A 12,461-nucleotide genomic window follows, 5' to 3' on the forward strand; every position below is an offset into this window, starting at 1 on the left:
TCACGCGGGCCCGGCCATTTGCAGAATCAGCCCTGCGAGGTCAGCCCGGCGGAAACGGTGAGCGAGACGATGAGCATACCGAACGCGACAAACGTCCAGATCAACGGGGCGATCCCGACAAGCAGTGCAACGGCGATGCCGGCAGTGGCGGCGCCGACGGCGATGGCAGCCCGCAGCTGGGGGCGGTCGACAGTCGGGGTGACGTCGTCGGCTCCTGCACGGGAGGCAGCCGAACCCTGCCCACGCATCTCACGAGCGAGCTCGGCGATCGTTCGCCCGACCGAGGCAAGCCGCTGTTCCGACGGAAACGGAACTCGCTCGGCAGCCATGGCCACCAGGCCGGACAGCACCATCACGACAATCAACCAGGGCAGACGCGTGGCCCACCACCATGACGATTCGATCTCCGGGAGGACGAGCTCGGAGGCACCCGGCACGAGGGACACCGCCTGAGCGAGCGTGCCCAGCCCGCCGATGAGGACGATGACGATGCTCATATGCCACAGGTAGACATGCATCCCGTACCGATTGCCCCAGGCGATGACCCGGCCCCAGATCTGCGCGCGGAGGACTCGAGGATCGAGAGCCGCCTCGCCGGTGGAGGTGCTCTTGGTCTCGTGCGCGGCGTTGAGCATTCGGCCCAGCCGAGCGTGACCGAGGCGCAATCCGCTCATCTGGACCACTCCGAGCAGGACCAGAGCGCCTGTCGGCGGATTGAGATTGACGAGCATGTTCGGGCTGTACACACCAGTCGCGACGAGCCCGACCAGGGCCAGCAACGCGACCACCAGCACCGACCAGGTGATGGGCCTGCGCACGGGACGATCGAGCGCATCGGCGTAGAAGAACCCGAGCTGCTGGACCAAGGGCCACACAAGCAGGAAGTTCAGGCAGCCGAGCCCGGTCAAGCCCGTGACCGCGACCAGACTGTCGACGACGATGACGGCACCGGCGAGGGCTGCGAGTGACCGCCTCGGCGCGGTTTCGTGGAAATGCACGGCAACCGGCACGACAGCGGTGAGGCCGACGTAGACGGCGAGGAACCACAGCGGCTGGCCGATGCGCAGGCTGGCCTCGGCGAGGAGGTCGGCCGAAACCCCGAGTTCACCGGCCGCTGACAGCCCGAGGCCGGCGAGGCCGATGAGCACGGTGACGGGCCCGACGAGCCGGCGCAGTCGAGCTCGCAGATAGTCGGCCCAGGTGCCGCCTCGGGCACGCATACGACGCCAGCCGGTGATGCCCGCGTACCCGCCGATGATGAAGAACAGGGGCATGATCTGGAAGAGCCAGGACGCAGCGGTGAATCCTTGAGTGCCGGACAGTGCGACGGTCGGCTCCACAGCACCGTCGGGTCCGAGCACCGCCGCGCTCATCATCGAGTGGAGGATGACCACGACGACGAGGCAGCCGAAGCGGATGAGGTCGATGGCCTGGTCACGGTGGGACTTCGTTCGGTTGCGAAGCGGTGCGGGCGCTGCGTTCGGGGTGGTTCTCGCAGCGAGCTGCGTCTTCTCATAGTGGTCATCGGACGGCAGCGGGTCGTTGAGTGTCAGTGTCATGTCGGTTCCCTTTTCCGGGTCGTCGAGGTGCGATGACACCGAAGTTAGGGACCGCTTCTGCCTCGGCACATCACGCCGGAGAGCCGACCTCTGCCCCGCCGCCCGATACTTCCGAGGGATACCGCACACCGATCGCCTCATACTCACCGCACCCGCCGTGTGAGAATGGCGGTGAGCACGCCCGACCACGCAGCCGTCCCGCTCGGCGGCTCGCACCGGTCCGGGCCCGGCCGATAAAAGGAGAGAACCGTGACGATCGCCTTCGCGAAGACCGCACTGCCCATCATCGGCGCACCCATGGCCGGTGGGACGACGACGCCCGAGCTCACCGAGGCCGTCGCCCGGGCCGGCGGATTCCCTTTCGTCGCGGGCGGCTATCTCACCGCTGAGGCCCTCGCTCCGCTCGTCGAGCGCATGCGTGAGACGAGCTCGAACTTCGGCGTCAACCTCTTCGCCCCGAACCCCGTCCCCGTCGACCGCGATGCCTTCGACGACTTCGTCACCGCCTTCGAACCGACCGCCGCCGCCCGCGGTATTGCGCTCAACCCGGAACCGGTCGAGGACGACGACCACTTCGACGACAAACTCGATTGGCTCACCGAGCACCCCGTCCCCCTGGTCTCGATGACGTTCAACCTGCCCACCGCCGAGGCGGTCGACCGTCTCCACGCCGTCGGCACCCAGGTCGTCGCCACCGTCACCTCGGTGCCCGAGGCCCATGCGGCCGCCGAAATCGGGGTCGACGGGCTCATCGTCCAGGGACCGCGCGCCGGCGGACATTCGGGCACGGCCGATCCGACGCGGACCGTCGAGGACCGCGCCACCGTCGACCTCGCCCGCGACATCCTCGCCGAGGTGGCCCTGCCCGTGGCGGCCGGAGGCGGAGTCGACGGTGAAGCCATGGTGGGCGATCTCCTCGGCGCGGGGGCGAGTGCCGTCGTCGTCGGGACCCTGCTGCTGCGCTCCGACGAGGCGGGCACCGCACCCACGCACCGTGCCGCTTTGGCTTCAAGAGAGTTCACGGAAACCCAGCTGACCAGGGCATTCACGGGACGGCCGGCACGAGCGCTGGTCAATGACTTCGTCCGGAAGTTCGACGGGATCGCCGTGGATGCCTACCCGGCGGTGCACCACCTGACGAAGGAGTTCCGGGCCGCGGCGAAGAAGGCCGACGACCCGCACGGACTGCACCTGTGGGCAGGCACCGGTTACCGCAGCGCCCAGGACGGATCGGCCGAGACGATCGTCAAGGACCTCGGCGCCCGCTTCGCCCGCAAGTAGTCAGCGGGCATGCCGACAAACCGCACCGCGGATCTGCCGGTCAGACGACTCTGATCCCGTTTTCGGCGAGGATCAGTCGTGCTCGTCCGTACTTCCGGTCCTCGGAGAACTGCACCCACCGGTCACCGAGGTCATGATCGTCGGTGAATCGGCGGAAACGGCGGAAGGCGCCCGTCCCTTCGATCGCCGATAGACCGCGGTCTCGGATCTCCGGGTTCCGCAACCCTGACACGAAGGCCTGCATGTCATTCCAGGCGTCTTCGGTGTCAGCGCGGTCGAACCTCACCCACCGGTCCGGGTCGTCGTTGAAGTCGATGTTCTCATCGCCGTATTCCGCCGCCCAGGCGTCGTAGACGTCGCCGGTCTGAAGGTCGAGATAGCCTCTGTCCGACTCTTCGAACGATCCTTCGTGGATAATTGAGAGCATTTCAAGGTCGACTGCCAAGTCGAGGCCGGGCACCGGCTCGTTCCGAAGCCCAGCCAGCAGCGCCTCGGACAGTTCGCGATCACCGGGGAAGCCGCGGAAGGTCAACCGGTTGATGGCAGAGAGCACGATCGGCTGAGCTTTCGCCCGGCCCTGCCGAAGCGCCATCAGCAGACCCTCACCGAGCAGTTGGAGCGCCTCGTCTATGTGGCTCCCCAGAACTGCTGTGATGAGCCGGTCGGCGTCTTTCGCAACGGTGGCGGCTCGAATCTCTCTGGCATCGATGAAAGGCCGATCGTCCTCGCTCGGCCAGTTTCCGTCGGCCATCGGGTCGGCGGCGTCCGGTTCAGGTGGAATCGGTTCCGTACCATCATCGGTCGCCCACCGCCTGCCGTACTGATCGGGCATCTCACCCCAGCCCCAGATTGCGACTGGACGGTCGGGCGGGTCGTCGAACATCGCATTCGGGTCGAGCTTCCTCTCACTGACCACACACCGATGAGTCCAATTGTCGCCGAGGTCGAAGGTGAACCGGAACTCATCACCGGACTTCGTCTCGCGGACGACTTTCACGCGTGTGAAATCGAGGGTCTCCTGGACCGGCCCGAACTCAGAAGTGCTGAATTCCTCAGCGCTGAACTCATCAGTGATGACTCGCCCGTCGGCCAGGGTGAAGACCGAGAGATGTGCGAGGTCCCAGCGAGCAAAGGCTGAGTTGATGGCATCAGCGAAGTCGGCGAACGTGTGCGCCGGGCCCACGGCAAACGTCCGTCCCGGCCGCGGCCACACTGCGGTTCCCTTGCCGCTGAGCAGTTCCACATCGATGGACAGCCATGTCTTCGCCATCCTTCAAGTATGCGCGACATTCTCCGACGAGCACCAGCTCTGCAGAGTCTGGCCGTCAGTACCACCTGAGAAGGTGTGCCCCGCTCACGCCCCCGCACTGCCAGAGAGCCCTCAGCTCCCGGCGACGACCAGCCCGGACTCGTATGCGGCGACCACGATCTGGGTGCGGTCGCGCAGCCCGAGCTTCGACAGGATTCGAGAGACGTGGGTCTTCACGGTCTGCTCGGCGAGGAAGAGCTGCTCGGCGACCTCGGAGTTCGGGTGGCCCTTCGCGACCAGGGTCATCACCTCGATCTCACGGTCGGTCAGCTGCCCGAGCACCGCGGTGTCCTTGGCCACGGTGGGCCCCGCGACGTATTCGGCGATGAGTCGCCTGGTCACCGATGGTGCGAGCAGCGATTCCCCACCGGCGACGACACGCACGGCGGTGATCATGTCCTCGGCGGTGGCGTCCTTGAGGAGGAATCCGCTGGCTCCTGCCCGCAGCGCCGAGAACACGTACTCATCGGCATCGAACGTGGTGAGCATGACGACCCGAGGGTGGTCGCCGGGCATATTGAAGATCGCGCGGGTGGCATCGAGGCCGTTGAGCTTGGGCATCCGGATGTCCATGAGGATGACGTCGGGGTCCGTCCGCCGCACGAGGTCGACGACGGCCGATCCGTCCTCCGCGCTGCCGACGACCTGCATGTCCGTCTGCGCGTCGAGCAGCGCTCCGAACCCCTGCCGGACCATCGCCTGATCGTCGACGATGGCCACCCGAATCGTCGTCGACGACGGTGGGGGCACACTCGCCGAGGAGGCGCCGCCATTCCCGCCACCCGTTCCTTCTGCTTCCGGCATGGCTCCACGCTACCCGACGTTCACGGTCGGTAACCGCGAAGAACCCCGAGAACATGCCGCCGATACCCCCTGATCCGCGATATTCACTCTCAGGTATCACCTCGGCGGACGGAGGTTCACCCGTTCGTATGATGTGCTCCGGCCGACCTCCTCCTTAGCGTGACGGCCATGATCACCACAGCCGTCATCCTCGCCATCGCCGCAGCGTTCTGCCTGGCCCTGGGCACCCACTTCCAGCAGCATGCCGTGGCCACCGTGGCTCCCGGCCTGCGCCGCAAGGCCATCTGGGTCACCGGTCTCGGCCTCATGGGCCTGGTCATGGTGCTCAACGTCGTCGCCCTCGGGCTCGGCCCGGTCGCCATCGTCCAACCCATCGGCGCGGTCTCCCTCGTCTTCGCCGTCCTCATCGGCCGGCGGTACTTCGGGCTCCGCCTCGGAGCACCGCTGCTCATCAGCATCGCGGTCACGCTCTTCGGGATCTTCTCCTTCGTGGCCACCTCGGCGAGGTTCGCCCACGATATCTCCGTGAACGCACAGTCGGTGACCTGGCTGCTCGCCGTGCTCATCGCCCTCACCCTCTTCGCCGGGGTGTTCTCGTTCAGCGCCGCCGGCCACATCCCCCGGGTCGTCATGACCGGGATCGTCTTCGGCACGGTCGCCGCGGCCACGCACGTCCTGGCTCGGTCGGTCGTCATGTCGGGTCTGCCCGGACTCGATACATTCGGTCTGCGCTGGTGGGCGCTGCTGGCTGCGGTCGGTCTGGCCTCGGCGGCGGGGTTCTGGCTCGTCCAGACCGCGTATGCCTGCGGCCCCGCCGAGACGGTTCTGGCCGGTCTCACGGTCATCGACCCGATCGTCGCCGTCATCATCGGTGCCGCGTTCTTCGGCGAATACACGGGACTGACGCCGCCGGCGACCATCGGTCTGCTCGTCTCCGCGGCCGTCGGCATAGGCGGCGTGTGGATGCTCTCGCGCTTCCACCCGAAGGTCCTCGAATCTCGCGGCACTGCCCACACCGCCTCGGCGGTGGCCACCTCGCAGACAGCACAAGAAGGAATCACACTGTGAACCACTCCCCCGATCTCACCTCCCCCGCACCCGCCGACACGTACGCTGGAGACGTGCCCCGCCCAGCAGAGCCTCCGCAGATCGGCCCGAACGCCGCGACGACCGCCGATTCTCCGGCCGCGACCGCGCCGCGTTCGTGGTGGGCCAGGCTTTGGCGCAATCTCGGCCGCGATTCCGGTCTCGTCGCCCCGAGCCTGCTCATCTCGCTCATCGCGTTCCCGGTGCTCATCACCCTGTTCTCCGTCGCGATCGCCACGGTCATCGTCTGGGTCGGTGTGCTCCTCCTGCCGCTGACGCTGACCGTCGCCCGCGCGTTCGGCAACCTCTCCCGGGCCCGTGCCCGCGCCTGGGGTGTGCCCATCACCGAGGCGGCTCCCCGTCCCCGTGGACGCGGACTCCACTGGTGGCTGGCTCCGCTGTCCGATGCCCGGGCGTGGTTGGATCTGCTCTTCGAAACCGTATTCGCACTGCCGGTCCGGCTCCTCACGTTCTCAGTCTCCGTTGCCTGGGTCGCAGGCGGTCTGGGCGGGATCACGCACTTCTTCTGGGGCGCGTTCGTCCCGGACGGAGGCGGAAACACCGTCGACTGGGTCGTCGCGTGGGTGACGAACTCCCCGGTCACCGATCTCGGGTTCGCCGCCGAGGCGACCTTCCAATTCATCCTCGGGATCATCCTGCTGCTGACGTTCCCTTTTGTCCTCCACGCCATGGCGCTGCTCGAGATCGTCGCGATCCGCGCTGCCCTGTCCCACGACGTCGAGAGAGCAGGAGCTGCGCAGACTCCGGTCGATCGCAGAAACTCTCCGGCCACCGCACTGCCGGTACCCGATTCGCCATCACGACCGACCGGCGCGGAAACCGCGCCGTCGGCGAATCCCGCGGCCTCACCGAATCCGACGACCCTCTCGCAGATCGCCGGCGGCGAAGGGTGGCTCTGGCTGATCTCCGTATTCGTCGGAGTCGCGCTGTCGGCGATCTCGTGGCCGGTCACGACGGTCCTCTACGACGTCCCGACGGTCTTCGCGATGCTCATCTCCCTCGCTCTGAGTGCCGCCCTCGTCCTTGCCGTGCGCTGGCCGATCCCAGCGATCGGCCTCGGACTCGTCGCTCAGGTGGCGAGCATTCTGCTCACCGCGGACGTCTCGGGAGCAGTCCGACCGTTCACGGTCACCTCGCTGCTGGCTCTCGTGTTCCTCCACCTCATCATCGGTCTGCGTCACAGTTGGGTCCACCTCGTCGCGCTGTGGGCGGGCAGTGCGCTCATCGGCGTGCTCGCCCTGGTCCTGCCGCATGCCGGCGGGCCAGCCGGTGCCTTCGCGAATGTCATCACCACCGCAGCCGTCGCCGCCGGTGCCGGAGCCATCGGTGTCATCGGCAACCTGCTCATCAGAGGTCGCCGGCAGCTCGAATCCGAACGCGAACTCAGTGCCGCGGAACTGGCGAAGCGGCAGGAGCTGGAAGAGCGCAACCGGATCGCTCAGGAACTCCATGATGTCGTCGCCCACAGCATGTCGGTCATCAGCGTGCAGGCGACCACAGCGAAGTATCGGCTGCCCGGACTCGATGAGCGCAGCCTCGGTGAGTTCGATTCGATGGCCTCATCGGCCAGGCAGGCCTTGACGGAGATGCGCGGACTGCTCGCGATCCTTCGCGGGGGCCGGGACGCGGACCTGGCTCCGCAGCCGACCGTCGAGGACATTCCCGCTCTCGTCGATGTCACGCGCGGCTCCGGTGCCGTCGTCGATCTCGACTTCCCCGCCGAGCCTCTGTCGCTGCCGCCGACGACGAGCCTCACGGCGTTCCGCGTGGTGCAGGAGAGCCTGTCGAATGCACTGCGGCATGCCGCAGGCGCCCCGGTGGCGGTCACCGTCACAGCAATCGGGACCCGACTCGAGATCTCCGTTCTCAACGGCGAGCCCGACGGGTCGGATGCGGGCGGGCACAGCCACCTCGGCGGGGGTTTCGGCATCAGGGGAATGCGCGAACGTGTCGAAGCATTGGGCGGGAACCTGCAGGTGGGGCCGACCGAGCGCCGCGGTTTCGAGGTCAGAGCGTCGCTGCCGACGGACTGAGTGCGAGCGGATCGATGACATAATCGATCAGGGATCCCTGCTGTCTGAAATCCCCTCCGAAAGGTGCAGAAACAGTGAACCACTCATCCCCATCGACGCCAGCTGACCCCTCGACGCCGGCGCCCGAACCCGCGGCGCGAGAGCAGTCCCGGTTCGTCCGGGACCTGCGGCGCACGATCGCCGTCATCATCGTCGTGGCCTTCAGCGTGGCGGCGATCGGCGGGATCATCGTCATGCTCGGCGATATCGAGTCCGAACCGACGTTCCAGGTCATCGCCACGACGGCGGTGACCGGCGCCTGCAGCGTCGCCGCCTTCTGCGGGGCGACGCTCATCGGGCGGCGAGCCCAATGGTTCGGCAGCGCCACGATCCTGCTGGCGTTCATCACCCTGCTGGTGAGTATTCTGTTCATCTGGGGCGATCCGTACATGTGGGATGACCCCATCCCCGGCTCCACCGGCCTGACCATCGGCGACATCCTCTACCAGGTGCTCGCGTCGATCGTGCTCGTCACCGCCGTCGCTTCGGTCAGTTCGCTCATTCTGCTGCTGGTGCCCCGGTCTCGGGTGGTGCGGATCGGGTTGCCGATCACGCTCTGCCTCCTCGCGCTCGGCTCATGCCTGGTTCTCGTCACGATCTGGATGGACGGAGCGTGGGAGCACGACTGGCTGACCCGCCTCAACGGCATCGTGTGGATCCTCGCCGCGCTCGGCGTGGTCGTCGTACCCCTGACGTCGCTGCTGCTCAAGGCCGGGGCGAAGCCTGCGGGCGCAGGCAGCGCTGGGGCTGCGGACGAGCATGAGACGTCAGCCGGGTCGACGCGGCCTCGTGCGACCCCGCCTGCTTCGACGCTGTCACCCTCGAGTCTTGACCGCCTCGAGGCCGCCGCCCGAGCCGAGGGCCTCACTGCCGACGAGCTCATCGATCGACTTCTGACCGCGGAGCCTCGAACCCCCTCGGCAGGCGAGTGTCGATGAACCCTGCTACGAAGGCACCGATGATGAGCAGGACGATGAGCGCGATGATGCCGCCTGGTCTTCCTCACATCCGCGCCGACGCAGGTTCTGGGCCAATTCGCTGAAGTAGCTCATCAGAGGCTCGCTTTCGATTCGGTGTCGGTGATTGCCTCGCGGTCCTCGTCGGCTCCCGCAGTCTCGGGTCCGTCCCCGCGGGGACGCAGCGGTTCGCGGTCGGTCGGGCCGCCTCGGCGAAAGGTCGATCCACCTCGGCGGCGATGATCGAGGAGGACGATGATGCCGAAGATGATCGGAGCCGCGATCGACATGACGACCTCGATCGTCGGTGAGCTCGTCGCATTGAGGTCGGCTCCGGAGAGCACACCGAGGACGAACGCGAAGAGATTGTTGATGATGTGGAACGCGATCCCCGCTTCGAGGCCGCCGGTGATGATGGTCAAGGTGCCGACGATGACGGCGAAGATGCCGACGTCGATGAGTCCCGGCAGGTCGTAGACATGGCCGAAGACGAACAACGGCACGGGGATGAGCACGGCCCACGCGGGGTGGCGCAGCCAGGCGCCGATGACGTTCATGGCCAGGCCGCGGAAGACGATCTCTTCGGCCGTCGCCTGGAACGGGACGAGGAGGACGAACGCGATGAGCATGGCGAGCACGTGCTGGTTCCACACGATTCCCGAGGTCAGATCGCCCATCGACCCGTCGGAGAACAGGACCATGACGATCGCGCAGACCACCCACACGGCCGACCCGTACAGCATGTACCGCCCGAGCCGACGCAGGCGCAGTCCGCCGCGAAGCGAGATCATCGTGGTGAACCAGCGCCGATAGACGCAGAGGCTCGCGAGCTCGACGGCCGGCCACATGAGGATGACGTTGACGAGTCCGAAGAGGATCCCTGTGATGGTGTTCATATCGATGAGACGTTCCGACCAGGCGTTGAAGTCGCCGTCGCCGCCGAGGGCGAACAGGGCCCAGATGAAGAAGCCCACGAATTGGGCGATCATCCCAACCAGGTAGAACACCGCGGCCAGGACGACCACGAGGATCGGTTTGTACCACCGGTTGCCCGGCAATGCGGCGAACTGACGGTGATAGCCCCGAGGCGACTCGGCGGAGGCGGGAAAGTGGAGTTGATTTCTCATGTCTCCACCCTTTCGGACACCGTGGCCGCTGACCATCGGCCAAGGGCATGATTCATGTCATCCGAACGGGTGAATGCGCACGTCAGACGGCCTCTGGCCGGGCGACGGTCTCCGCGCGACCATCCAGATCTCATCCTTTCGGACGACACTCCTTCGGCCCTCGCACCGGTAGGGTCGAAGAGTGACACCTCGCCCCGCCCGCCGCCCGCTCGCGCATGCCCTCCTCTGGACCGGCATCTCCGCGGTCGTCGGCGTGCTCCTGCTCTTCATCGTCATCGGAGACAAATGGCCGAACCCAGAGTCCACCGGTGCCGAGGCGGATGCTCTCAGTGCAGAGATCTTCGTACACATCGTTTTCGGGCTCGTTTCCTTCGTCTGTCTGCCTATCGTCCTCGTCTTCGACGGACGCCGGGTTCCGCGCAAACAGCTGCGTCCGAAGGTGCTGGCCGCGGAGAAGCTGCGCGAGTTCCTCACTGTCTCCGGCCACGGCGGTGATGAGTTCCTCGCCTCCGACGGATCCGTCGAGTCTCTCCAGCGCCGTCCGGGCGGCTGGGTTCCCGTCACCGTCGGGATCATCGGACTCCTCCTGGGCACGGTCAGCATCCTCGGCGCCTTCGCCGCTTCGATCATCCTCATCTCGCTGTCGGCCCGTCGCAGTTGGGCCCTCGACTTCGTCGCACTCGCCGCCACACTGGCAGCCTTCTCGGCGACCTACGTCCTCACCCCGCAGGCGGCGGGAGCCTTCGATCTTCCCGTGTTCGTCTTCGGCGGCACGATGTACGCCGTCATCGTCATCGTCGGCGTCATCCGCGGCGCCCGCGAGCAGGGGTTCATCGACTCCGCCGCGCAGACCCTGCTGCGCGAACGCTCTCGGCAGGACCGCGCCATCGCTGAGGTGCGCCGCGGCATCGCCCGTGACATGCACGATTCCCTGTCCCATCACCTGTCCGTCATCGCCATGTACTCCGGCGCCCTGTCCGTGCGGCAGGATCTCGACCCCGATGAGGTCCGCGAAAGCGCCCGCCTCATCGCCGATGCGGCCCGCCGCTCCGGTGTCGAACTCCGAGAGGTGCTGACGATGCTGCGCAGCGATGACGAGGGCACGGTCATCGACCCCGATATCGACCGCCTCGTCGCGGCCAGGGGCGACACCGCCGAGCTGCGCTACCTCGAACCGGTGACCGCCGAAGTCCTCCACCGGTGCGGGGCACTCGAGCAGACGACGATCTACCGTTTCGTCCAGGAGGCGATCACGAATGCAGTCAAGCACGCCCCGGGCCAAAGAGTGACGATCAAGGTCGGGTTCGACGAGGCGGACGGCCACCTCGACCTCGTCGCGAGCAATCCTCACACTGGGCTGGCCCCGGCGTTCCGCGCCGGAGCGCAGCAGCTCGTCACCGGATCCGGGCTGGGACTGCTCGGACTGCGGGAGAGAATGGAGGCCATGGGCGGCGATCTCACGGTGACGACGACCCCGGAGTTCACCCTGCGCGCCCGCATCCCCATCGACGCCGCCATCCTCACAGAAGACGACTCAGCGGGCACTGGCGGCACGGTCGGTTCCCCGGACGAACAGGAGAAGGCATGAGCATCCGCGTCCTCATCGCCGACGACGAATCGCTCATGCGCTCGGGCCTCAAGCTCCTCCTCGGCGCTGCCGACGACATCGACGTCATCGCCGAGGCGGTCGATGGAGTCGAAGCCATCGAGCTCGCTCGCCGGCTGAGCCCCGACCTCGTCCTCATGGATATCCGGATGCCCCGTCTCGACGGGCTCGAGGCGGCACAGACGTTGCTGAGCGGTCCCGAACACCCGCAGGTGCTCATGCTCACCGCCTTCGGCACCGACGATTTCATCCACCGCGCCCTGCAGTCCGGGGCCGCAGGCTACATCCTCAAGGACACCCCGCCGGAAGAGCTCATCAATGCCGTCCGGGCAGCCGCCGACGGCACCCGGACTCTGTCGGCGACCGCCCTGGCCACGCTGATGTCGTCTCGGCCGGCCGCCTCGACGGCGGGTCAGGATCCGCTCGCATCGCTGTCGACCCGGGAACGGGAGATCGCCGAGGCGGTCGCTAAGGGTTTGACGAACGCGCAGGTGGCACGGTCACTGTTCGTCTCGACGGCGACGGTGAAGACCCACTTGGCGCGCATCTTCGACAAGCTCGAGGTGACCTCGCGGGTGCAGCTGGCGCTGCTCGTCAACGCACACCGCTGAGCCTCCCATCAGGCGACAGAGCCGCCCGT

General features: G+C 67.0%; 10 protein-coding genes. 6 read left to right on the top strand and 4 right to left on the bottom strand.

Annotated elements, in window-relative coordinates; translation table 11 throughout:
- Nucleotides 1-26: 26 nt before the first annotated feature.
- Nucleotides 27-1,559 (bottom strand): acyltransferase family protein, encoded by a 1,533-nt coding sequence (locus FHG09_RS07630; RefSeq protein ID WP_193627309.1) that lies wholly within the window; start codon nucleotides 1,557-1,559, stop codon nucleotides 27-29.
- Between the two features lie 249 nt (nucleotides 1,560-1,808).
- Here FHG09_RS07630 and FHG09_RS07635 point away from each other — a divergent pair, with 249 nt between their 5' ends.
- Complete coding sequence (locus FHG09_RS07635) at nucleotides 1,809-2,840, top strand: NAD(P)H-dependent flavin oxidoreductase (protein ID WP_152347043.1); 1,032 nt, start codon at nucleotides 1,809-1,811, stop codon at nucleotides 2,838-2,840.
- A 40-nt stretch (nucleotides 2,841-2,880) separates the two neighbouring features.
- On the opposite strand, the gene FHG09_RS07640 is transcribed toward FHG09_RS07635, so the two are convergent.
- Nucleotides 2,881-4,110, bottom strand: a complete 1,230-nt coding sequence (locus FHG09_RS07640; RefSeq protein ID WP_152347044.1) for a UPF0158 family protein — start codon at nucleotides 4,108-4,110, stop codon at nucleotides 2,881-2,883.
- A gap of 111 nt (nucleotides 4,111-4,221) precedes the next feature.
- Complete coding sequence (locus tag FHG09_RS07645) at nucleotides 4,222-4,953, bottom strand: response regulator (RefSeq protein ID WP_152347045.1); 732 nt, start codon at nucleotides 4,951-4,953, stop codon at nucleotides 4,222-4,224.
- 168 nt (nucleotides 4,954-5,121) lie between these two features.
- Here FHG09_RS07645 and FHG09_RS07650 point away from each other — a divergent pair, with 168 nt between their 5' ends.
- From FHG09_RS07650 to FHG09_RS07660, 3 genes are all read left to right on the top strand, one after another.
- On the top strand, nucleotides 5,122-6,021 hold the full coding sequence (locus FHG09_RS07650; protein WP_152347046.1) for a hypothetical protein: 900 nt from the start codon (nucleotides 5,122-5,124) through the stop codon (nucleotides 6,019-6,021).
- The gene (locus FHG09_RS07655; protein WP_152347047.1) at nucleotides 6,018-8,093 is read left to right on the top strand and encodes a sensor histidine kinase; all 2,076 of its coding nucleotides are present in this window, start codon (nucleotides 6,018-6,020) and stop codon (nucleotides 8,091-8,093) included. The genes FHG09_RS07650 and FHG09_RS07655 overlap by 4 nt, the downstream gene beginning before the upstream one ends.
- Nucleotides 8,094-8,167: 74 nt before the next feature.
- The gene (locus tag FHG09_RS07660) at nucleotides 8,168-9,070 is read left to right on the top strand and encodes a hypothetical protein (protein ID WP_152347048.1); all 903 of its coding nucleotides are present in this window, start codon (nucleotides 8,168-8,170) and stop codon (nucleotides 9,068-9,070) included.
- 113 nt (nucleotides 9,071-9,183) lie between these two features.
- Here the strand turns inward: FHG09_RS07660 and FHG09_RS07665 are convergent, their stop codons facing one another.
- Nucleotides 9,184-10,215, bottom strand: coding sequence for a CPBP family intramembrane glutamic endopeptidase (locus tag FHG09_RS07665; protein ID WP_193627310.1), 1,032 nt, complete (start codon nucleotides 10,213-10,215; stop codon nucleotides 9,184-9,186).
- Between the two features lie 181 nt (nucleotides 10,216-10,396).
- Between FHG09_RS07665 and FHG09_RS07670 the strand changes: the two genes are divergently transcribed.
- Both FHG09_RS07670 and FHG09_RS07675 read left to right on the top strand, forming a co-directional pair.
- Nucleotides 10,397-11,803, top strand: coding sequence for a sensor histidine kinase (locus FHG09_RS07670; RefSeq protein ID WP_152347050.1), 1,407 nt, complete (start codon nucleotides 10,397-10,399; stop codon nucleotides 11,801-11,803).
- Nucleotides 11,800-12,432: a response regulator gene (locus FHG09_RS07675; RefSeq protein ID WP_152347051.1), complete on the top strand. Its 633-nt coding sequence runs from the start codon at nucleotides 11,800-11,802 to the stop codon at nucleotides 12,430-12,432. The genes FHG09_RS07670 and FHG09_RS07675 overlap by 4 nt, the downstream gene beginning before the upstream one ends.
- Nucleotides 12,433-12,461 lie beyond the last annotated feature (29 nt).

The sequence above is a fragment of the Brevibacterium sp. CFH 10365 genome (assembly GCF_009299785.1).
Classification (GTDB): Bacteria; Actinomycetota; Actinomycetes; order Actinomycetales; family Brevibacteriaceae; genus Brevibacterium; species Brevibacterium limosum.